The 20,697-nt window shown below is 69.7% G+C and carries 20 protein-coding genes; 7 read left to right on the top strand and 13 right to left on the bottom strand.

Annotated elements, in window-relative coordinates; all coding sequences use genetic code 11:
- From AB0B64_RS06530 to AB0B64_RS06515, 4 genes are all read right to left on the bottom strand, one after another.
- The gene (locus AB0B64_RS06530; RefSeq protein WP_214635894.1) at positions 1-387 is read right to left on the bottom strand and encodes an OB-fold nucleic acid binding domain-containing protein; all 387 of its coding nucleotides are present in this window, start codon (positions 385-387) and stop codon (positions 1-3) included.
- Between the two features lie 28 nt (positions 388-415).
- Entirely contained in the window at positions 416-1,066 is a 651-nt protein-coding gene (locus AB0B64_RS06525) for a DUF3710 domain-containing protein (protein WP_357940830.1), read from the bottom strand.
- A 9-nt stretch (positions 1,067-1,075) separates the two neighbouring features.
- The gene (gene dut / locus AB0B64_RS06520; RefSeq protein ID WP_357940828.1) at positions 1,076-1,516 is read right to left on the bottom strand and encodes a dUTP diphosphatase; all 441 of its coding nucleotides are present in this window, start codon (positions 1,514-1,516) and stop codon (positions 1,076-1,078) included.
- 189 nt (positions 1,517-1,705) lie between these two features.
- Complete coding sequence (locus tag AB0B64_RS06515) at positions 1,706-2,857, bottom strand: AI-2E family transporter (RefSeq protein ID WP_357940826.1); 1,152 nt, start codon at positions 2,855-2,857, stop codon at positions 1,706-1,708.
- A gap of 91 nt (positions 2,858-2,948) precedes the next feature.
- On the opposite strand from AB0B64_RS06515, the gene AB0B64_RS06510 reads away from it, so the two are divergent.
- On the top strand, positions 2,949-5,126 hold the full coding sequence (locus tag AB0B64_RS06510) for a DUF6351 family protein (RefSeq protein WP_357940824.1): 2,178 nt from the start codon (positions 2,949-2,951) through the stop codon (positions 5,124-5,126).
- A gap of 3 nt (positions 5,127-5,129) precedes the next feature.
- Here AB0B64_RS06510 and valS read toward each other — a convergent pair whose 3' ends face one another.
- Positions 5,130-7,646: a valine--tRNA ligase gene (valS, locus tag AB0B64_RS06505; RefSeq protein ID WP_357940822.1), complete on the bottom strand. Its 2,517-nt coding sequence runs from the start codon at positions 7,644-7,646 to the stop codon at positions 5,130-5,132.
- Positions 7,647-7,725: 79 nt separating this feature from the next.
- Between valS and AB0B64_RS06500 the strand changes: the two genes are divergently transcribed.
- Positions 7,726-8,010 carry a DUF4235 domain-containing protein gene (locus AB0B64_RS06500; protein ID WP_357940820.1) on the top strand — a complete coding sequence of 95 codons (285 nt, stop codon included), beginning with the start codon at positions 7,726-7,728 and terminating at the stop codon, positions 8,008-8,010.
- Here the strand turns inward: AB0B64_RS06500 and AB0B64_RS06495 are convergent.
- Positions 7,943-9,376 (bottom strand): trehalose-6-phosphate synthase, encoded by a 1,434-nt coding sequence (locus AB0B64_RS06495; RefSeq protein ID WP_358175164.1) that lies wholly within the window; start codon positions 9,374-9,376, stop codon positions 7,943-7,945. The genes AB0B64_RS06500 and AB0B64_RS06495 overlap by 68 nt on opposite strands.
- Before the next feature lie 730 nt (positions 9,377-10,106).
- On the opposite strand from AB0B64_RS06495, the gene paaI reads away from it, so the two are divergent.
- Entirely contained in the window at positions 10,107-10,475 is a 369-nt protein-coding gene (gene paaI / locus AB0B64_RS06490) for a hydroxyphenylacetyl-CoA thioesterase PaaI (protein WP_225289841.1), read from the top strand.
- Positions 10,472-11,779, top strand: a complete 1,308-nt coding sequence (paaK, locus tag AB0B64_RS06485) for a phenylacetate--CoA ligase PaaK (RefSeq protein ID WP_358175161.1) — start codon at positions 10,472-10,474, stop codon at positions 11,777-11,779. Before paaI ends, paaK begins: the two co-directional genes overlap by 4 nt.
- 44 nt (positions 11,780-11,823) lie before the next feature.
- Here the strand turns inward: paaK and AB0B64_RS06480 are convergent, their stop codons facing one another.
- The 3 genes from AB0B64_RS06480 to AB0B64_RS06470 form a co-directional block, all read right to left on the bottom strand.
- Positions 11,824-12,621, bottom strand: coding sequence for a hypothetical protein (locus AB0B64_RS06480; RefSeq protein WP_357940814.1), 798 nt, complete (start codon positions 12,619-12,621; stop codon positions 11,824-11,826).
- Between the two features lie 18 nt (positions 12,622-12,639).
- A complete protein-coding gene (locus AB0B64_RS06475) occupies positions 12,640-12,939 on the bottom strand; it encodes a DUF4193 domain-containing protein (protein ID WP_020542847.1) in 300 nt (99 codons plus the stop codon).
- Between the two features lie 286 nt (positions 12,940-13,225).
- A complete protein-coding gene (locus AB0B64_RS06470) occupies positions 13,226-14,374 on the bottom strand; it encodes a HAMP domain-containing sensor histidine kinase (RefSeq protein WP_358175963.1) in 1,149 nt (382 codons plus the stop codon).
- On the opposite strand from AB0B64_RS06470, the gene AB0B64_RS06465 reads away from it, so the two are divergent.
- Positions 14,361-14,531: a hypothetical protein gene (locus AB0B64_RS06465; RefSeq protein WP_358175997.1), complete on the top strand. Its 171-nt coding sequence runs from the start codon at positions 14,361-14,363 to the stop codon at positions 14,529-14,531. The two genes, AB0B64_RS06470 and AB0B64_RS06465, sit on opposite strands and share 14 nt — an antisense overlap.
- 1 nt (position 14,532) lies before the next feature.
- On the opposite strand, the gene AB0B64_RS06460 is transcribed toward AB0B64_RS06465, so the two are convergent.
- Positions 14,533-15,186 carry a response regulator transcription factor gene (locus tag AB0B64_RS06460; protein WP_225289202.1) on the bottom strand — a complete coding sequence of 218 codons (654 nt, stop codon included), beginning with the start codon at positions 15,184-15,186 and terminating at the stop codon, positions 14,533-14,535.
- A gap of 227 nt (positions 15,187-15,413) precedes the next feature.
- On the opposite strand from AB0B64_RS06460, the gene AB0B64_RS06455 reads away from it, so the two are divergent.
- The gene (locus tag AB0B64_RS06455) at positions 15,414-15,578 is read left to right on the top strand and encodes a hypothetical protein (RefSeq protein ID WP_358175158.1); all 165 of its coding nucleotides are present in this window, start codon (positions 15,414-15,416) and stop codon (positions 15,576-15,578) included.
- A gap of 97 nt (positions 15,579-15,675) precedes the next feature.
- On the opposite strand, the gene AB0B64_RS06450 is transcribed toward AB0B64_RS06455, so the two are convergent.
- Positions 15,676-16,473 (bottom strand): inositol monophosphatase family protein, encoded by a 798-nt coding sequence (locus AB0B64_RS06450; protein ID WP_358175156.1) that lies wholly within the window; start codon positions 16,471-16,473, stop codon positions 15,676-15,678.
- Positions 16,473-18,449: a S9 family peptidase gene (locus AB0B64_RS06445; protein ID WP_358175153.1), complete on the bottom strand. Its 1,977-nt coding sequence runs from the start codon at positions 18,447-18,449 to the stop codon at positions 16,473-16,475. The genes AB0B64_RS06450 and AB0B64_RS06445 overlap by 1 nt, the downstream gene beginning before the upstream one ends.
- Before the next feature lie 87 nt (positions 18,450-18,536).
- Here AB0B64_RS06445 and AB0B64_RS06440 point away from each other — a divergent pair, with 87 nt between their 5' ends.
- Entirely contained in the window at positions 18,537-19,484 is a 948-nt protein-coding gene (locus AB0B64_RS06440; protein WP_358175150.1) for a ferrochelatase, read from the top strand.
- Between the two features lie 13 nt (positions 19,485-19,497).
- Here AB0B64_RS06440 and AB0B64_RS06435 read toward each other — a convergent pair whose 3' ends face one another.
- Positions 19,498-20,694 (bottom strand): lytic transglycosylase domain-containing protein, encoded by a 1,197-nt coding sequence (locus AB0B64_RS06435; RefSeq protein ID WP_357940804.1) that lies wholly within the window; start codon positions 20,692-20,694, stop codon positions 19,498-19,500.
- Positions 20,695-20,697 lie beyond the last annotated feature (3 nt).

Raw genomic sequence — 20,697 nt, 5'->3', positions numbered from 1 at the left:
TCAACTCCCTGGGCGCAGCTCGTATCGAGGATTGAACATCACCTTGCGCCCGTCCTGCATGCTGACCAGGCCTTCGGCCTTGACAGTGCGCCCGGGCTCGATGCCCGCGATCTTGCGGCGGCCGAGCCACACCAGGTCGATGACGTCGGACCCGTCGTAGAGCTCGGCCTCAAGGGCGGGCGCGCCGCCCCTGGGTCGCAGTGTCACGGTACGTAGCGTACCGGCCACGCAGAAGCGGCGGCGGCCGCCACACGAGACGATCGGGGTCGCGCCGACCTCGTCGACGTCTTCCCGTAGTTCCTGGGCTTCGATTTCGGACTGGGTGGAGGCCAGCCGGCTGAAGAACCCGCGCAATCCCCCGCGTTTGGGGGGCTCTGCCGTACTCATGATGACTCAGCCTACGTGATGTGGGCGGTCAGCGAATCTCGCTGATCTCGGGACCTCGTTTGAACGGGTTGAGCCCCTGGCTGTCGACCGTTTCGGCGCTCTGCTCGTTGGGCCGGCGCAGGGTGATCGGTTCTTCCCGGGCCATCGGCTCGGTCCCCCGCACGACCACGACGTCCTTGATGAAGTCAAGGAAGACGTTCGCCACGTTCTCGTCGAGCGCGGCGCGGCCGCTGATCATCGCCAACACGAACCAGCGCGGCCCGTCGATGCCGATGTAGCGGGCCTTGCGGGTGGTGTTGCCCTCGCCGCTGATCTCGCCGATCAGCTCGGGTCCGAAGGGGCCCTCCTGCTCGGCGAGATTGTCGGCGCCGGCCCGGATCTTGGCCCTGACCTCGTCCCAGAGCCCCATGCTCTTGGACGCGGCCAGCGCCTGGAGCTGGAGCGAACTCTCCTCATAAAGCGCGACGACCCCGACGTTCTGGTCTCCCACCGAGGCCAGCCGCAGGTCGAAGTCCGGGTTGTGCGGCAGGAGCAGTCCGCCGAGGTCGATCCTGTCGGTCTCGGGGTGGGGCTCGTCGGCGTCCCACGGGCCGGACTCGCGCGTTGGGGCGGCGGATGCCTGCTGCTCTGCCGCCTGATCCGGCTGCTCACGACGGCGTCGTCGGAACACTGTGCTCACTCTCCCTGGTTAACGTCCTGTTGATCCGAAACCGCCGGTGCCGCGGGCCGAGCCGGGCAGCTGCTCCACCTCGGTGAACGCCGCCCGCTCGACGCGCTGGACGACCAGCTGGGCCACCCGGTCACCGCGGCTCAGGCGGAAGGGCTCCTTGGCGTCGGTGTTGATCACCGTCACCCGGATCTCGCCGCGATAGCCGGCGTCGACCGTGCCTGGCGCGTTGACCAGCGTGACGCCGTGCCTGGCGGCCAGGCCCGAGCGAGGGTGCACGAACGCGGCGTAGCCGTCGGGCAGCGCGATCGCGACGCCCGTCCCGACCATGGCCCGCTCTCCGGGCAGCAGCTCGACGTCCGCGGCCGCGTAGAGATCGGCGCCCGCGTCGCCCGGATGGGCGTAGGACGGCACCGGCAGCCCGTCGTCGAGTCGCTGGATGAGGACCTGCACGTCGGTCAAGGGTTCACCTCATGGTCATGGTGCTCGGCGGCGATGCGCCCCCTCAGCCTCAAGGTACGCCCTTCCGCCCGCGATCCCGTCGCACCGGGCAGGCGGGTGGAGTGTCGTGCCGCCGGGAGCCCTCGTGAGAGCGGGGAGACGGCCGCCGATCTCCGAGATCCCGTGGCGAGGTGGTCACGGGTGACGAGGTTACTCGCTACCAGGCGGACTGGCGTCCTCGACCGGCGAGCCCGGAGGTGGGGGGCTCGGAGGCGGGGCGGGTGCCGGGGTGGGCCCGGGTGGCAGGGCGGGCGGTTTGTGGAAAAGTTCGGGAAGCGCCCGGTAGATCACCGCCGCCACGGGCACGGCCACCGCCGCGCCCGCGATGCCGGCCAGGATGCCGCCGACGGACAGCACGAGGATGATGGCCAGCGGGTGGAAGTTGAGCGCCCGGCCGACGATGAGCGGCTGGAGCACGTGGTTCTCCAGCTGCTGCTCGACGATCAGGATGCCGACGAAGATCAACGCGTAGAGCGGTCCCTTGGCGCCCAGCGTGACCAGGGTGGCGATCGTACCGGCGAAGAAGATGCCGACGATCGGGATGAAGCTGGCGAAGAAGATCAGCACCGCCAGCGGCGCCCACAGGGGCACTCCCATGCCGGCCAGCACGATGCCCATGATCACGCCGTGTACGGCGGCGACCGCGACGGTGCCCTGCACGTAGTGGGAGAGCGTGGTCCAGGCGGCCCGCCCCGCCCGGTCGACGCGCGGCGCCATCGAGCCGAACCCCCGCAGGAACCACGACCAGATCCGGTCGCCGTCCTTGAGCAGGAAGAACGAGACGAACAGCAGCAGCACGAGGGACGCGAGCACCTCGAAGGCGACGGCGCCGGCGGTCAGGACCGTACTGGTGATGGCCGTGCGCTGGGCGTTGACCATCGTCGCGATCTCGTCGACGTAGCTGGTGATCTGCGCCTCTTTGAGGTGCAGTGGGCCGGTGATCAGCCAGTTCTGTACGTCGCGGGCGGTGGACTGGACCTGCTGGACCAGGTTGGGGAACTCCTCGGTGGCCCGCGCGCCGACCAGCCAGCCGGTGCCGACGAGCACCGCGAGGGCCACCAGCATGGTGATCCAGGTGGCGTAGATGGGGCGCATGCCCGCCTCGCGCAGGTTCCTGGTGAGCGGGAACAGCAGCGCGGTCAGCAGCAGGGCGATGGCGACCGGCAGGGCCACGAAGCTGAGCCGCGCGATGCCCTGGACGAAGAAGTAGACGACCACGCCGACGAGGATCAGGCACAGGCACCATGCCGCCATCTTGGCCAGCACGGGTGGCACGAGCTTGGTTGGGCGGTCGGTCAGCACGTGTTCAAGACTGGCACGTCAAGGACATATGTGCGCGTGGATAAAAGATCGGGTCTGGGCAACGGCATGATCACATGTCACCGTCATGCACATGAGGACCGTCGCGCTGGTTAAGGTGAGCGCGATCACCGCGGTGATCGCGTGTCTCGTGGCGGCCCCGGTGCCCGCCCTGGCCTCGCGCGGCGAACCCGCGCTCGACGTGCTGTCGAGCCGCGCCGACCAGGTGAGTGGCGGGGACGCGTTGGTCAGGGTACGGGTGAGCCAGGGCGTGCGGCTCAAGGTGCTGCGCAACGGCGATGACGTCACCGCGTCCTTCAAGCCGGATCCCGGCGGCCAGTCGTTCAGCGGCCTGGTGACCGGGCTGATCGACGGCGACAACACGATCAAGGCACTGGCGGGGCCGTTCAAAGAAACCCTGAAATTACGCAACCACCCGATCTCGGGACCGATCTTCTCGGGGCCGCACCAGTACCCCTTCCTGTGCAAGACGGAGCGGAGCGGGCTCGGCCCGCCCGTCGCGGACAACCAGGACGGCCAGGGCATGCGCACCACGGGCGGCTGGAGCAGGGACTGCTTCGCGCCGGTGCTGACGGAGCGGCTCTACCGCGCGACGGACGGCGCGTTCAAGACGATGCCCGCCGAGCGCCCCGCGGACATGTCGACCACCACCACGCTCGACGGCCGGACGGTGGACTTCGTGGTGCGCCGCGAGCGCGGCGTGATCAACCGTTTCCTCTACTCCATCGCGATGCTGGAGGACGGCTACAACGGCCGGGCGATCTACCGCTTCGACGGCGGCGTGGGGATCGGCCACGACCAGGGCACGATCGGCGGCAGCGCGCTCGACGCGTACGGGCTGGGCAAGGGCTACGCGATCCTGTTCTCCTCGGGCACCCGTACCTCCACGCACTACAACCTGATCCTCGGCGGCGAGACCGCGCTGATGGTGAAGGAGCGGTTCATCGAGAAGTACGGGGTGCCGCTCTACACCGTCGGCGTGGGCGCCTCGGGCGGCGCCCTCCAGCAGTACATCTACGGCCAGAACTACGGCACCGCGGTGATCGACGCGGCGATTCCGCAGTATTCCTATCCCGACATGGTCACCCAGACCATCCACGTCGGCGACTGCGAGCTGCTCGAACGCTACATGGACCACAACCCGCGCTGGGCCTCCTGGGACGCGCGGACCGCGCTGATCGGGATGAACGCCAGCGACACCGTCGACAACCCCTACACCGGCAAGCCGGGCTCCGACGAGTGCGTCAAGGGCTGGCGCGGGCTGACCCCGCTGACCATGAACCCCCTCTGGACCTCCAACAACGATCCGGAGTGGGCCAAAATGGACCCGCCCGGCGTCAAGGACACGATCCAGTGGACGCACTGGGACGACCTGCGCGAGATCTACGGCGTCGCCCCCGACGGCTACGCCCGCTCCACCTGGGACAACGTCGGCGTCCAGTACGGCCTGGGCGCGCTGGTGAAGGGCGTGATCACGCCCGCGGAGTTCCTCGACGTCAACGCGCGCGCCGGCTCCTGGAAGGAGTCGAAGGACATGGTGCGCGAGGGCTGCCCGTTCACCCCCTCCCTCTGCCAGGACACCGCCCAGTTCGACCCGTGGAGCTCGCGCAACATACGGACCGGCGACCCGGCCCCCCGACGTACCGGCGACCCGATCGCGATCAAGAACGTGGAGCGCAGCGGGCTGGTGTTCAGGGGCGACATCGCCATCCCGATCATCGACTGGCGCCACTATCTCGAGGACCAGCTCGACATGCACGACTCGCACCAGTCGTTCGTCTCGCGGCAGCGGATGCTGAACTACGACGGCAACGCCGGCAACCAGGTCATCTGGTTCACCGACGCCCGCCCCGACGGGCCGGCCTTCGACCAGACGCCCGAGGCGCTGCAGGTGATGGACCAGTGGATGGCCAACATCCGCTCGCGCCCGTGGCGCGGGGTGGCGGGCAACAAGCCCGCGGCGGCCGTGGACCGCTGCTTCACCAGCTCCGGGGCGCAGATCGCCGCGGGTCCGCACGTGTGGGACGGCATCCTGGACCAGCGCGCCGCCGGTGCCTGCACCGCGCGCTTCCCGCTCTACTCCACCTCTCGCGTGGTGGCGGGCGGTCCGCTGGAGGGCGGCGTCTACAAGTGCCGCCTGCAGCCGGTGTCCAGGGCCATCGCGCGCGGTCTGTACGGCTCGTGGCGCCCGTCCCCCGAGGAGCAGGCCCGCCTTGAGGCGATCTTCCCCTCGGGGGTGTGCGACTACTAGCGGCTACTGCTCCTCCAGCGTCACCTCGACGGCGAATTCGGGACCCTCGTCGAGGACGAACTCCTCGACGTTGCCCGCGCCGCACAGGTCGTCCTGCGCCAGCCGTACCAGGGCGATCTCGGGGCCCGACACGGTGAGGCGGGAGACCTCGGCGCGCATCGACAGCTTGGCGGCCGACTTGGCCTTGCGGATGCGCCCGAGCACGTCGGAGGCCACGGCGAGCACCGCCGGGTCGCCCGCGCCCGCCGGGACCGACGGCCAGGCCGCGCGGTGGACGGAGCCCGGCCGCCACCAGGACCAGACCTCTTCCGTGACGAACGGCAGGAACGGCGCGAAGAGCCGCAGCAGCACGTCGAGCGCCTGGCGCAGCGCCGCGTGCGCCGAGGCGGCCGCCGGACCGCTCTCGTAGGCCCTGGCCTTGACCAGCTCCAGATAGTCGTCGCAGAACGCCCAGAAGAAGCGCTCGGCGGCCTCCATCGCCCGGGTGTAGTCGTAGCCCTCGAACGCCTGGGTGGCCTCCTCGACCACCCCTGAGAGCTGGGCGAGCATCGACAGGTCGAGCGGCTCGGTGACCGCCGCCTCGGACTCCGGGAAGCCGAGCACGAACTTCGACGCGTTGAGGATCTTGATGGCCAGCCGCCGGCCGACCTTGATCTGCCCGGTGTCGAACGCCGTGTCGGTGCCCGGCCGCCCGCTGGCCGCCCAGTAGCGGACCGCGTCGGAGCCGTACTCCTCCAGCAGCCCGAGCGGCGTCGTGACGTTGCCCTTGGACTTGGACATCTTCTTGCGGTCGGGGTCGAGGATCCAGCCCGCGATGACCACGTCACGCCACGGCAGCGTGCCGAACTCCTGGTGCGCCCTGACCACGGTGGAGAACAGCCAGGTGCGGATGATCTCGTGCGCCTGCGGCCGCAGGTCCATCGGGAAGACCCGGGCGAACAGGTCGGGATCCCGCTCCCAGCCGCCGGCGATCTCCGGCGTGAGGGACGAGGTCGCCCAGGTGTCCATGATGTCCGGATCGCCCATGAAGCCGCCCGGCACGCCCCGCTGGTCCGCGGTGTAGCCGTCGGGCACCTGCGAGGAGGGGTCGATCGGCAGCAGGTCCTCCGACGGCACCAGCGGGCGGGAGTAGTCGGGCTCGCCCGAGGCGTCCAGCGGGTACCAGACGGGGATCGGCACGCCGAAGAAGCGCTGCCGGGAGATCAGCCAGTCGCCGGCCAGCCCCCGCACCCAGTTGTCGTAGCGGACCTTCATGTGCGGCGGGTGCCAGCGCAGCTCGGCGCCCCTGGCCAGGAGCTGCTCGCGCAGCTGGGGGTCGCGCCCGCCGTTGCGGATGTACCACTGGCGGGTGGTGACGATCTCCAGCGGGCGCTCGCCCTTCTCGTAGAACTTCACCATCCGCTTCGTGGCGCGCGGGTCACCGTCCAGGTCGCCGGACTCGCGCAGCAGCTCCACGACGCGCTCACGCGCGCTGTGGACGGTCTTGCCGGCCAGCTCTTTGTACGGCTCCTGCTCGACGCCCTCGGGCGGCTCGGGCAGCAGGCGGCCGTCCTTGCCGATGATCGGCCTGGTCTCCAACGCCAGCTCGCGCCACCAGGTGACGTCGGTGAGGTCGCCGAACGTACAGACCATCGCGATGCCGGAACCCTTGTCGGGCTCGGCCAGGTGGTGGGCCAGCACCGGCACCTCGGCCCCGAACAGCGGCGTCAGCACCGAGGTGCCGAACAGCGGCTTGTACCGCTCGTCGTCGGGGTGCGCCACCAGGGCGACGCAGGCGGGCAGCAGCTCGGGCCGGGTCGTCTCGATCCAGACCGGCCCCTTCTCGCCGTAGAAGGAGACCCGGTGGAAGGCCCCCGGCCACTCGCGGTCCTCGAGCTCCGCCTGGGCGACGGCGGTGCGGAAGGAGACGTCCCACAGCGTCGGCGCCTCGGCCAGATAGGCCTCGCCGCGCGCCAGGGTGCGCAGGAAGGCCCGCTGCGAGGCGGCCCGCGCGCCGCCGTCGATGGTCGCGTACGTCAGCGACCAGTCGACGGACAGCCCCAGCCGCCGCCACAGCTCCTCGAACGCCTTCTCGTCCTCGAGGGTCAGCCGCTCGCACAGCTCGATGAAGTTGCCGCGCGAGACGGAGACCTGCCGCTTGGGATCGGGCTTGGCCGGAGGTGTGAAGTCCGGGTCATAGGGCACCGAAGGGTCACAGCGGACGCCGAAGTGGTTCTGCACCCGCCGCTCGGTGGGCAGGCCGTTGTCGTCCCAACCCATGGGGTAGAAGACCTCGCGGCCGCGCATCCGCTGGAAACGGGCGATGGTGTCGGTGTGCGTGTAGGAGAAGACGTGACCCACGTGAAGGGAACCGGAGACGGTCGGCGGCGGGGTGTCGATCGAGTAGATCTGCTCCCACGGCTTGGACCTGTCGAACCGGTAGATGGCGTCATCTTCCCAGCGCTCTACCCATACCTTCTCCAAGCCGTCGAGAGTCGGTTTCTCCGGCATGGCTGCATGGCGTAGTCGCTGCTGATTCATGCCTCCTTATGGTACGGCTTCACCGGCCCAGGAAGCGTTACAGACTAGGGTTCGTTACATAGCGGAAGGAGACGTTCGGATGGCAGACGACAAGCCTGACCTCGCCTGGCGGGTCATCGGGGGACTGGTCGGATTGGCCACCGCTTGGGCGGCACGCAAGATCCTCGGGTTCGTCTGGGTGAAGACCACCGGCAAAGAGCCGCCGATCGACACCGACTCACCCGAGGTCAGCATGGGCGAGGCCATCGGCTACGCCGTGGTGATGGGCGTCGGGATGTCCGTGGCGCAGATCGTGGTCAACCGGACCGCCAAGAAGCGGTATGAGGCGTGGAAGACGGTAAAGCAGGTGTCTCAAGGGCATTGAGGAACTCTCCTGCCCAGCGGTCCACGTCGTAGGTGGCTACCCGGCGGCGCATCGTACGCATCCGCCGGGCCAGCTCGTGCGGCGTGGCCCGCATCGCCGTCATCATCTGGCGCTTGACGTCCTCGACGTCGTACGGATTGACCAGGTACGACTGCCGCAGCTCGTCGGCCGCCCCCGCGAACTCACTGAGCACGAGCGCGCCCCGCAGGTCGTGGTGACAGGCGACGTACTCCTTGGCGACCAGGTTCATCCCGTCACGCAGCGGCGTGACCACCATGACGTCACTGGCCAGATAGAGCGCGGCCAGCTCCTCGCGGCCGTACGACTGGTGGAAATACTGGATCGGCTGCAGCCCGAGCATCGCGTGCTCGCCGTTGATCCGGCCGACCTGCAGCTCGATGTCGTCGCGCAGCCGCCGGTATTCGTCGACCCGCTCCCGGCTGGGCGTGGCGATCTGCACGAACACCGCCTCGTTGGGCTGCAGCCGCCCCTCCTTGAGCAGCTCGCCGAACGCTTCCAGCCGCAGCCCGATGCCCTTGGTGTAGTCCAGCCGGTCCACCCCGAGCAGCACGTGCTCAGGATCGCCGAGCTCCGCCCTGATCTCCTTGGCGCGGGTCATGATGTGCTCCTGGCGCACCATCGTGTCGAGCTCGGCGAAGTCCACCGAGATGGGGAACGCCTGCGTGGTCACGATCCGGTCGTCGAGGAAGATCTCGTTCCCCTTGTACGGCAGGCCGAGCAGCCTGCGGCACAGCCGCCGGAAGTTGGCGGCGCCGCCGGGCAGCTGGAAGCCCACCAGGTCGGCCCCGAGCAGCCCTTCGACCAGCTCCTTGCGCCACGGCAGCCGCCAGAACAGCTCGACCGGCGGGAACGGGATGTGCAGGAAGAAGCCGATGCGCAGGTCCGGCCGGAGCCTGCGCAGCATGGCCGGGACCAGCTGGAGCTGGTAGTCCTGCACCCAGACGACCGCCCCCTCCTCCGCCACCTCGGCCGCGGCCTCGGCGAAGCGCTGGTTGACGGTGGTGTAGGCGTCCCACATGTCGCGCTCGAACACCGGCGGCGCCACCACGTCGTGATAGAGCGGCCAGAGCGTGGCGTTGGAGAAGCCCTCGTAGTAGAGCTCCACCTCGCGAGCCGACAGCGGCACCGGGACCAGGCTCATGCCGTCCTGGTCGAAGGGCTCCAGGCGCTCGTCGGCGGCGCCGTGCCAGCCCAGCCACGCGCCGTGCCGGCGCTGCATGACGGGAGCGATGGCGGTGACGAGCCCGCCCGGGCTCCTGCGCCATGAGGCCGTCCCGTCCGGCTCGACCGTTCGATCCACCGGCAACCGGTTCGCGACGATCATAAACGAGTTACGGCCACTCACCCAGGTCCTCCTAGAGTCCATCCTCCACATGCCGCGGGACGCGGTACATGGTGGCGGCCACCCGCTCGGGGCTCCGCCTGGGAGATGATCGCGACGACATGGGCGGCCGGCCTGACCATCCAGACCTCGCCCCGCTTCCGCGCCCAGGGTCTTTACCAGGACTCGGGAGCGGTCCAATGCCGCGAACTCACGCACGGCGAGCGGCGCCGTAGTGACCTTGCCCAGGACCTGCACAAACAAACGCGAATCGCACATATCTCCTAGTGCGGTGGCCCCGGTGAGCTTCGTCACACGACCGTCTCGGTCCGTGTGACGGTCGGTGGTGGCTGAGGTCCTTGGAGAGAAACCCCCTTCGGGGGAGGGAAAAGGACGGTCCGTGGTGGCTGAGCCCTTGGGAGGGACGCCCCTGCCGGGGGCGAGGAAAACGACGGCCCGGCGGGAGTCGGACGGCGCTACGGCCATCGGGCCCCGCCGGCGGCGCCGGGCGGCGGGCGGCCGGGGCGGACGGCGGGGGCAGGTGACGGCGTCGGGCAGCCGGGACGGGTGGCGTTGGGGGGAGCGGGCGGCGGCGTCGGGCAGCCGGGTCGGGTGGCGGGGAGGTCGTGGGTATCGGAGGGCGGGTGGCGGGGGTTCGGTCGTCTCTTGACAGAGATCAGGGTGGGCGGTGGAGTATTTACCGAACAGTCGGTCAGTTGAGCGAGGGAGACCTGCGTTGGAGAGCGCGCGGCGCATGATGGACGCCGACACCGCCTCCGCGGCCCTGGGGATCGAGCTGACGGAGCTGGGGGCCGGGCGGGCGGTGTGCCGGATGGAGGTCACCGAGCGGATGATCAACGGGCACGCGCTGTGCCACGGCGGCTACGTCTTCCTGCTGGCCGACACCGCCTTCGCCTGCGCGTGCAACAGCCACGGCCCCGTGACGGTCGCGGCGGGGGCGGAGATCACCTTCGTGGCGCCGGCCCGCATGGGTGACGTGCTGACGGCCGAGGCCGCCGAACGTACCCGCTACGGCCGCAGTGGCATCTACGACATCACGGTGAAGAAGGCCGACGGTGAGGTGGTCGCGGAGTTCCGCGGCCGCAGCAAGGAGATGAGATGAGACTCGGCGCCGCCCCTCAGCCCGGCGACCTCGACCCGATCGAGCGGGCTTCGCGCGACGAGCTCATGGCCCTCCAATTCGAGCGCCTCCAACGGACACTCCACCACGCATACCAAAATGTCCCGAAATATCGGCAAAAGTTTGATGAGCATGGCGTTCACCCAGCCGACTGCAAGGAGCTCGGCGACCTGGTGAAGTTCCCCTTCACCACGAAGCAGGACCTGCGCGACTGCTACCCCTTCGGCATGTTCGCCGTGCCACGGGAGCGGGTGGCGCGGGTGCACGCCTCCAGCGGCACCACCGGGCAGCCCACGGTGGTCGGCTACACCAAGAACGACCTCGACGTCTGGGCCGAGGTCATGGCCCGCTCGATCCGCGCCTCGGGCGGGCGGCCGGGCGACATCGTGCACATCTCGTACGGCTACGGCCTGTTCACCGGCGGCCTGGGCGCCCACTACGGCGCCGAGCGGCTGGGCTGCACGGTGATACCGGTCTCCGGCGGCATGACGCCCCGCCAGGTACAACTGATCACCGACTTCCGGCCGGACGTCATCATGGTCACGCCGTCGTACATGCTGGCGTTGCTCGACGAGTTCGACCGGCAGGGCCTGGACGCCCGCGCGTGCTCGCTGCGTATCGGCGTCTTCGGCGCCGAGCCGTGGACCGAGGAGATGCGCGCCGAGATCGAGGACCGCTGCGACCTGGACGCCGTCGACATCTACGGACTGTCCGAGGTGATGGGGCCGGGCGTGGCCAACGAGTGCGTGGAGTCGAAGGACGGCCTGCACGTCTGGGAGGACCACTTCTACCCCGAGACCGTCGACCCGTTCACCGGGGCCCCCGCCGAGTCGGGCGAGCTGGTCTTCACCAGCCTCACCAAGGAGGCGCTGCCGATCATCCGCTACCGGACCCGCGACCTGACCAGGCTGCTGCCCGGCACCGCGCGGCCGGCGTTCCGGCGGATGGAGAAGGTGACGGGCCGTACCGACGACATGATCATCCTGCGCGGGGTGAACGTCTTCCCCACCCAGATCGAGGAGATCGTGCTGCGCGTGCCGGGGCTGTCGCCGCACTTCCAGGTACGGCTCACCCGCCCGGAGCGGCTCGACGTGATGACGGTCAGGGTCGAGGCGCGACCGGGCCTGGAGGAGGGCACAGAGGCCCGCGCAGAGGCAGGGCAGACGCTGCGCAGGGTCGTCAAGGACACGATCGGCGTACAGGTCGAGGTCGAGGTGGTGGACCCGGAGACGCTGGAGCGCTCAGTGGGCAAACTCCGGCGAGTCATCGACGAGCGGGACCGCTAGGCCAGCGGAGGTCGTCCCAGAGCGGGCGTCCCAACGCAAACGTTCTAAGGCCGGACCTCCGGCGAGCGGCGGCCGGGCGGCAGCTTGCCGCGCAGGTCGTCGCGGATGGCCTCGCCCAGCTTCTTGGTCGCCATCCGGTTGAGCGCGCCGCCGGCGACCGCGCCGGTGAGGAACGGGCCCAGCGTGGTCAGATGGCGTCCGAGGGTACGCATGAGGCGGTTGCGCAGGGCCGTCTTCGTGGCCGCGCCGAGCGCGAGGGTGACGGAGGCGGGCGCGAGGGGGTCGACGCCGCGCTGCTTGGCCCAGGCCGCGGCGAAGACGGCCGCGCGCTGCGTGCCGGTGCCCGAGACGCGTACGCCATAGACCTCGTGGAGCTCGGCCAGCAGCTTGACCTCGATGGCGGCCACCACGATGGTCTCGGCGACGAGCTGGGCCGGAGCGGAGAGGAGGAGGGGTGGGGCCGCGAACTCGGCCGCGGCGAGCGCTCCGCCGATGGCGCCGACCGTCATGGTCGCCTTCTGGGCGGTGCGCACCAGGTCGTCGGCGAGCTGCTCGCCGGTCAGGCCGTGGTGGTGCTCGGAGAGGGTGTGAAGGTCTCTGATGGGGATGCGGGGCGCGATGTTCATGAACACATCCGCCAGCCAGCGTCCACGCCCCACTCCGGTCTCACGCGTCTTGCGCGCGCCGGAGGCCAGAGCGCGGGCTAGACGGCCGAGCAGCCGTCGCCGCTCGGCCGGCTCCAGCTCACCGGAGTCGGCGAGCCGGCCTACGAGCTCGCCGACCTCTTTATCGGGGTCGGCGATCTCGTCGCCTGGTTGCCTGTCCTTCTCAGGTGCGGCCACGCGGAGCCTCCTCCTTCGTCAGGCGGCGCACTCCCGGCACACCTGCTGGCCGTTCTTCTCGGACGCCAGCTGGCTGCGGTGGTGCACGAGGAAGCAACGCGAGCAGGTGAACTCGTCCGCCTGGCGCGGAATCACGCGCAGGCTGAGCTCTTCGTTCGACAGGTCGGCACCGGGTAGTTCGAGCGACTCGGCCAGATCGGTCTCATCGATGTCGATACTGCCCGACGACTTGTCGGTGCGCCGCGCCTGGAGTTCCTGGAGGCTGTCTTCCCCCAGGTCGTCGTCCGTCTTGCGCGGGCTGTCGTAATCGGTAGCCATCGTGCTTGCTCCATCCCCCTCATCTATACGTCTTCGCGCTCATCGCGCGTCTTCTAACGCCCGGGAGCCTCATCTTGTGCCCGTTCTGCCGGGGGAATTTTTGCATCGGTACCCAGCAGGAAGGAACCATGAACCTCCCAACACGTCAGGACCCGCTGCCGTCGGCAATGGTTAGCCAAATATGGCGAAACCCACAGCCTTGGCGGCATGCCCCACCGTGTTCGACGGCACATCCAACCACATGTGCGGCGAGAACGAGACGCCCGCCGTGGTGCAACACGCCGGATCAGCGGCTCGGCAGCCGAATGGTCACCACAAGTCCTCCGCCCTCCCGCGGCACGGCGGTCACATTTCCGCCGTGCGCCTGCACAACAGCGCGAACGATGGACAGCCCAAGACCAGATCCCTTCGCCGAATCCACACGATCCGCGTGGAGCCTCCGGAAGGGCTCGAACAGGCTGTTCACCTCGTACGCAGGGACATGCTGCCCCGTGTTGGCCACCTGAACAACCAGTGCACCGTCTACCATTCCCGTTCGGATCCATACTTTTCCGTTTTCCGGAATGTTGTACTTGACGGCGTTCTCGAGCAGGTTGCTGACGGACCGCTCCAAGAGCACCGGATCGCCTATGGTAGGCGCGCTGACCAGTTCGGTGGTGATGGTTACGCCGTTATCTTCGGCGAATGGGGTCACCTGCTCAACGGCCGTCTGGGCGACGTCCTTGACGTCCAGCGGCTTGCGTACCGCCAGCTCGCGTTCGCTCCTGGCGAGCAGCAGCAGTCCCTCGATGAGCTTCTCGTTGCGCGCGTTGACTTCGAGCAGGGTACGGCCGAGCGCCTTGAGGTCCTGTGACGCCTCGGGATCGGACAGGGCGATCTCCAGGACCGTCCGGTTGATCGTGAGCGGAGTTCGCAACTCGTGCGAGGCGTTGGCGACGAACCTTCGCTGGGTGTCGAAGGCGATGTTGAGCCGGGTGAGCATGGCGTCGAAGGTGTCGGCCAGCTCCTTCAGCTCGTCGTCCGGGCCCTCCAGGTCGATGCGCTGATGGGCCAGGGTGCTCTCGGAGAGTTTCTTGGCCGTGGCCGTCATCTGGCTCACGGGCCGCATCGCCCGGTCGGCGACGAAGTAACCGAGGATCACCGCGAGGATGCCGACGCCCGCCAGCGCCATCAAGGAGCTCTGCAGCATCGCGTCGCGGGCGCTGGCGACGGTCTGGTCCTTTGCGGCGTACCAGCGCGCGTGGACGATGGCCGCGTCGATGGCGTCGATGTTGTCGGTGTTGATTTCCGGCCACACAACGTTGATCGCTGTGCCGACGATGACGTACATGGAGATGAGGAGCACCGCCGCGGCCACGAAGAACAGCGAGCCGTAAGCGATGGTGAGCCTCCATCGGATGCTCACCTTGCCCGGCAGCGCCTTGACCACGTCCATCGTGGTCCGCTGCGGCCGGGCGTATGACGGTGGCGGCGGGCCGTCCCAGACGGGCTGGCCGCTCGGCGGCGGCGCCTGCTCCCCCCGCGCCACGGCCCGCTCCGAGTGCGGGCTGATCATCGGATGCGTCGGCATCGCCTCGCGCTCCGGCCGTTGAGTCACAACTTGTATCCCACTCCGGGCACCGTCTCGATCACCTGCGGATCCCCCAGCTTCTTGCGCAGGGTCATCATCGTCACCCGCACCACGTTGGTGAACGGATCGATGTTCTCGTCCCACGCCTTGTCCAGCAGATCCTCCTGGCTGACGACGGCGCCCTCCGCCCGCATCAGCTCTTCCAGGACCGCGAACTCCTTCTTGGTGAGGATGACCTCCTTGCCCTCACGCTCGACCAGCCGCTTGCCCGGGTCCAGCCGGATCCCGCCCCGCTCCAGGACGGGCGGCAGGGCCGGCGCCGACCGGCGGCCGAGCGCCCGCACCCGGGCGACCAGTTCGACGAAGACGAATGGCTTGGCCAGGTAGTCGTCGGCCCCCAGGCCGAGCCCCTCCACCTTGTCGTCGACGTCGCCGGACGCGGTCAGCATCAGGATGCGCGAGGACGTACGCTGCTCCACCAGCCGGCGGCAGACCTCGTCCCCGTGCACGACCGGCAGGTCGCGGTCCAGGACGATCACGTCGTAGTCGATGTAGGAGGTGCGCTCCAGCGCGCCGCCCCCGTCATAGGCCACATCCACCGCCATGGCCTCGCGCCGCAGACCGGTCGCGATCGCATCGGCGAGCACCCGCTCGTCCTCTACAACCAGCACTCGCACGACTGGCACCTCTCTCCGGATCCGCTGCTTCATTCTGCCCACACCTGCGATAAGCGCACGGTAAGGCATGTCAGAGCATGTGTGCCGCAAGGCACAGCCAAATTCATGTTTCGGTACGCGATGGGCCGGGGTATGCCTGCTGAACACCCATCGCCGTGTGCCTCTTTTGGCTTCCCCACGAGCGGTGGGCGCTCTTCACCCCGCAACCCCTGAAGAGAGTAGGTGAGATGGGCGAGTTCACGACCACGATCGAAAGCCGCCTCGACCAGGCTTACAAGGGCCTTCGGGAGGCCCGGTGCGCCGGCGACGACTACCTCGCCGACACCCTCACCGCCGAGATCGAGGACCTGCGCCGCATAGCGGATGACAACGGCGTCCCGTTGCCTCATTGATCGGCACCTCGTGTGACGAAACGGCCGGAGCCCTGGGCAAGGGCTCCGGCCGTTTTCGCGCCGTGTTGGGATCGCCGTATTGGGGGTCCACGCGCCGTCAGGCGTCGCGCTGGGGATCCAGCGGTACGAGCAGGTCGTGCAGCTCGTCGAACAGCCCCGGCGCCGCGCAGAGCACGAAGTCGTTGCTGTGCGGCCTGCCGTTCAGCCCGCCGAGCCTGGCCCCCGCCTCGGTCGCGATCAGCCCGGCCGCGGCGAAGTCCCAGTAGTTGGTGCCCCGCTCGTAGTAGGCGTCCACCCGGCCCGAGGCCACCGAGCAGAGGTCGACGGCGCACGAGCCGCCGCGCCTGATGTCGCGTACCCGCGGCAGCACCGACGCCAGCACCTGGGCCTGCACGGCCCGGCGTTCGCGCAGGTAGCCGAAGCCGGTCGCGACCAGCGCCTGCGGCAGCGGCACGCCGGTGTTGCAGCGCAGCCGCTCGCCGCCGAGCCAGGCGCCCCGGCCGCGCGCCGCGGTGAACACCTCGCCGCGCGGCACCACGTTCACCACGCCCGCGACGATCTCGCCGCCCACCTCGACGGCGATCGACACCGCCCACTCGGGCAGGCCGTACAGGAAGTTGACCGTGCCGTCGATGGGGTCGACGATCCAGCGCACACCGGAGTCACCGGCGGCCTCGCCGCCCTCCTCCCCCAGCACGCTGTCGCCGGGCCTGGCCTCCAGGACGCGGGCGCGGATGAGCCGCTCCGACGCCGTGTCCAGGGCGGTGACCACGTCGGTGGGGCTGGACTTGGTCTCGACGACCTCCGACATCGTGGGCCGCTTGGCGAGCAGCATGTCGCCCGCCTCGCGCGCGATGTCCTCGGCCAGGTCGAGCAGTGCCTGCGGATCGGTCATCACGCCACCGAGTCCGGGCGCTTCCACTCCTGACCGAGGACGTGCTGGCCAAGGAAGGCCAGCACGGTCTCGTACCAGGCGACGGCGTTGCCGGGCTTGAGTATCCAGTGGTTCTCGTCGGGGAAGTACAGGAACTTCGACTCGACGTTGCGGCGCTGCAGGTCCCACCACAGGCGCAGCGCCTCCCCGATCGGCACCCGGTAGTCCTTGTCGCCGTGGATGACGAGCATCGGGGTGGTGATGCTGTCGAGCCCGTGGTGCGGGGAGAGCTTGGCGTACCGCTCGGAGCCGGGCTCGCCCATCTCGCGCTGCCAGTACTGGGCCGCGTCGGTGGTGCCGGCGAACTGGTCGAGGTTCCACAGGGCGGCGTGGGTGACGATGGCCTTGTAGCGGTCGCTGTGGCCGGCGATCCAGTTGGCCATGTAGCCGCCGTACGAGCCGCCCATCGCGCCGATCCGCTCGCCGTCGATGTCGTCCCTGGCCACGACCACGTCCACGATCGCGTCGAGATCGGCCAGGGTACGCGGACCCCAGTTGCCCCACCCGCGGTCGATCATCTCCTGACCGTAGCCGGTGGACAGGCACGGGTCCGGCAGCAGGACGGCGTAGCCGTGCTGGACCATGATCCAGGGGTTCCAGCGCCACTGCCAGTCGTTCCACGAGGCGACGGGACCGCCGTGGATCCAGAGCAGGATCGGCGCCGGGTCGTCGGCCGAGGCGCCCTCGGGCAGCGTGAGCCAGCCGCGGATCGTGGTGCCGTCGTCGGCCGTCGCGGAGACCTCGGCCAGCGTGCCGGGCAGTTCGGGGCGCGAGGCGGGCGAGGGCAGGTCGGTGATCTCGCCGGTGGCGGTGTCGATCCTGGCCGGGCCGTGGGTGCGGTCGACGCCGCTGTGCAGCGCGTAGACGAACCGGCCGTCGGCCGATGCGTTGAGCCCGAGGTAGGCGGCGTCGTCCTGGGTCAGCCGGGCGACCTCCCCGTCCAGCGGCACGCGGAAGATCGGGCGGCGGCCCCGGTGGTCGGCCGCGAGGTAGACGGCCGACGAGTCGGGCGCCCACTCGACGTCCGCCGGGAACAGGTCAGGTGCGTAGGCACGCCCCGCGCCGGTGGCCAGGTCGCCGATCCACAGATCGATGCGGACGGAGACGTCGAGCCCGGCCAGACGCTCGCGCGCGCAGGCGACGCGGGTGCCGTCGGGCGAGACCGCGATCGGGCCGTAGAAGTCGTGGCCCTCCTCGGTGAACAGCGTGCGCCGCTCACCGGTGGCCACGTCGATGGCGACCAGGTCCACCCGCAGCTCGGCGTCCGGGAGGATGGTACGCCAGGTCGCGATCACGGTGGCGCCGTCGGGCGTGAGCGCGAAGGTGACGTCGCGCAGCGCCTCGCCCGGGTCGGGGGTCAGGTCGCGTACGTCCTCCAGCCGGTCCGCGCCGAGCCTCGCGGCGAACAGCCGGGTGTGGCCGGGGCCGAGGTCGTGGTCCCAGTAGCGGACCGGGTAGCTCTCGTGCAGGATCGCGCTGATACCGGCGTCCTTGCGCGCCTTGCGGCGCTCCTCCTCGGCCGCCTCCTCGCCGGTGAGCACGTCGGCGGCGAACACCACCACGTCACCGGCCGTACGGAAGGCGCCGACGCCGCCGGGACGGGCGGCCACCTGCCGGGCCTCACCGCCCGAGCGGGGCAGCAGCCACAGCGAGGGCACCTCGTCGGTGGCGTCCTTGACGGTCGGGTCGGGCCGGGCCGAGGTGAACAGCACGTCGCCCGCGTCGGTGAACTCCGCCGCGCTCTCACCCTTGGCCGAGCGGGTCAGCCGGTACGGCTCACCGTCGATCGGAATGGCCCAGAGCGCGGTGCCGTACGACTTGCCGTCGGGGTTGAGGGACTGGACCGCGGAGATCAGCCGGGAGCCGTCGGGCGAGAGCTTCAGCGAGAGAACCCGGGGGATGGCAACATAGTCACGAATGTCGTTGAATGCGCTCACTCCACAAAACGTACCCTGTTCAGTTGCCTAGCTCCGTAGAGACCCGCTCAGGGCGGCGGCGCTCCCTCGCCGGAATAAGGTGGGTCCGTGGGGAACTACGACGCTCTGCTGGTGCTGTCGTTCGGTGGGCCCGAGGGGCCTGAGGACGTGTTGCCGTTTCTGGAGAACGTGGTGCGGGGCCGAGGTGTGCCGCAGGAGCGGCTGCTGGAGGTGGCCGAGCACTACCAGGGTTTCGGCGGGGTCAGCCCGATCAACGGCCAGAACCGCGCGCTCATCGAGGCGCTGCGTCCGGTGGTCGATGTGCCCGTCTACTGGGGCAACCGCAACTGGGAGCCGTTCGGCGAGGAGACCGTCCAGCGGATGAAGGCGGACGGGATCCGCAAGGCGGCGGTGTTCGCCACCTCGGCGTTCGCCGGCTACTCCAGCTGCCGCCAGTACTACGAGGACATCGCCAGGATCTCCGTCAAGGGCGGTCCCGAGCTGGTCAAGATGCGGCACTTCGGGGATCATCCGGGGTTCGTCGCCGCCATGGCCGACCACGTCGGGCAGGCGCTCGACCGGCTCGGCCGCGACGACGCCCGGCTGGTGTTCACCGCGCACAGCGTGCCGGTCTCGATGGCGCGCACCGCCGGGCCCTACGGCGGTCTCTACGAGGCGCAGCTGCGCAGGAGCGCCGAGCTGGTCAACGAGGCGCTGGGCCGCACCCAGCCGTGGGACCTGATGTGGCAGTCGCGCAGCGGGCCGCCCGAGGTGCCGTGGCTGGAGCCCGACGTCTGCGACCATCTGCGCAAGACCGACGCCCGGTCGGTCGTGCTCGTGCCGATCGGGTTCGTCTCCGACCACATGGAGGTCGTCTACGACCTCGACACCGAGGCCAGGCAGGTGGCCACCGAGCTGGGCCTGCCCATGGAGCGGGCCGCGACGGCGGGCACCCATCCGGCCTTCGTCCGCATGATCCGCGAGCTGATGGAGGAGCCCGAGCCGCAGCCCTGCGCGCTCACCTGCTGCCCACCGCCCCGGAGACGTCAGGCATGAACGCGCGCGGGCGTCAGGTGTAGGCGCGGGCGTACGCCTCGGCGATGCCCATCACCTTGTTCACGTAGTCCCACGAGTGGTTGTAGAACCAGATCGACTTGCGCAGCTTCTGGCCGCCCTGGCCGGCGCCGTTCGCGCAGAGGTACTTGGCCGCCGCGGGCACCGCGTCGTACGGGCTCCAGATGTCGGACTTGCCGTCGCCGTCGCCGTCCACCCCGTAGTGCTTCCAGGTGGCGGGCATGAACTGCATCGGCCCGAGCGCGCCCGCGCTCGACGGGCCGTTGTTGCGGCCGTGCCCGCTCTCCACCTGGCCGATCGCCGCCAGCACGGTCCATGACAGTCCGGGGCAGTGGGTGGCCGAGGCTTTGTAGAGGTCGAGGTAGCTGCTGGGCCGCCCGACGTTGACCTGCTGCTGCGGCTTGGCCGTCTGCTGGGCCGGCTGCGTCGGCTGGGCCTTGGGGCGGGCGCCCAGTGTCACGACCTGGGCGCCCTTGCCGAGCAGCTTGCGTACGCCCGGCTCGCTGATGCCGGGCTTGCCGTGCAGCAGGACCGCGACGCCCGGCGCCAGGCCGAGTGCCTTGCCCATGTCGGCGCCCACCAGGCCGTCGATCCCCGACAGGCCGAGGGTGGCCGAGGCCGCGACGCGCAGGCGGGGGCCGCCGTCCACCTGGTACTCGGCGCCCAGGATCATGCCGAGCCTGCGTACGGCCGAGGTCTCGGCGACCAGTTCGCCCCTGGACAGCGCGCTCCACACGGCCGGCTGGTCGGCGACGGCCTTGGGCGTCCAGGAGCGGAAGTCGGCCGGGTCGACGGCGAGCAGGTTCAGCCCGGTGCCCGACACCCGGACCGAGCCGGCGTCGACGATGGCGACCTTCTGCACGTGCTTGAGCTTCGCCAGCTCGAACCGGGTGGTCTTGGGCACCTCGGCGCGGGCGATCGCCAGCACGCGGGGCGGGGTCGGGGTGACGCTGGGGCCGCCCTTGCCGAAGTCCTTCACCGGCTCGGTCGTGGGCACGATCTTGTCGAGACCGGCGGTCTGCGGCTGCGTCTTCTGGACCGGTCTCTGCGATTTCCGTACCGGCTGCTGGTCGGCCGTACTCGCGAACAGGTCGTCCCGCGTGGACAGCGCCACTCCCACGGCCACGACCGAGACGGCGATGACCGAAGCGATCACGATCAGGACGGCGCGGAACGAGGGAAGACCGGACACCCG

It is taken from the genome of Nonomuraea sp. NPDC049129, from assembly GCF_040648495.1.
Classification (GTDB): Bacteria; Actinomycetota; Actinomycetes; order Streptosporangiales; family Streptosporangiaceae; genus Nonomuraea.
This window is presented reverse-complemented; position numbering and strand designations above follow the sequence as displayed.

Bases quoted from the DNA above. Each gene is read 5' to 3' on its own strand.
- paaI (WP_225289841.1), top strand. From the start codon at position 10,107: ATGATGGACGCCGACACCGCCTCCGCGGCCCTGGGGATCGAGCTGACG.
- AB0B64_RS06530 (WP_214635894.1), bottom strand. From the start codon at position 387: ATGAGTACGGCAGAGCCCCCCAAACGCGGGGGATTGCGCGGGTTCTTC.
- AB0B64_RS06510 (WP_357940824.1), top strand. From the start codon at position 2,949: ATGAGGACCGTCGCGCTGGTTAAGGTGAGCGCGATCACCGCGGTGATC.
- valS (WP_357940822.1), bottom strand. From the start codon at position 7,646: ATGAATCAGCAGCGACTACGCCATGCAGCCATGCCGGAGAAACCGACT.
- paaK (WP_358175161.1), top strand. From the start codon at position 10,472: ATGAGACTCGGCGCCGCCCCTCAGCCCGGCGACCTCGACCCGATCGAG.
- AB0B64_RS06455 (WP_358175158.1), top strand. From the start codon at position 15,414: ATGGGCGAGTTCACGACCACGATCGAAAGCCGCCTCGACCAGGCTTAC.
- AB0B64_RS06475 (WP_020542847.1), bottom strand. From the start codon at position 12,939: ATGGCTACCGATTACGACAGCCCGCGCAAGACGGACGACGACCTGGGG.
- AB0B64_RS06470 (WP_358175963.1), bottom strand. From the start codon at position 14,374: ATGGACGTGGTCAAGGCGCTGCCGGGCAAGGTGAGCATCCGATGGAGG.
- AB0B64_RS06450 (WP_358175156.1), bottom strand. From the start codon at position 16,473: ATGACCGATCCGCAGGCACTGCTCGACCTGGCCGAGGACATCGCGCGC.
- AB0B64_RS06500 (WP_357940820.1), top strand. From the start codon at position 7,726: ATGGCAGACGACAAGCCTGACCTCGCCTGGCGGGTCATCGGGGGACTG.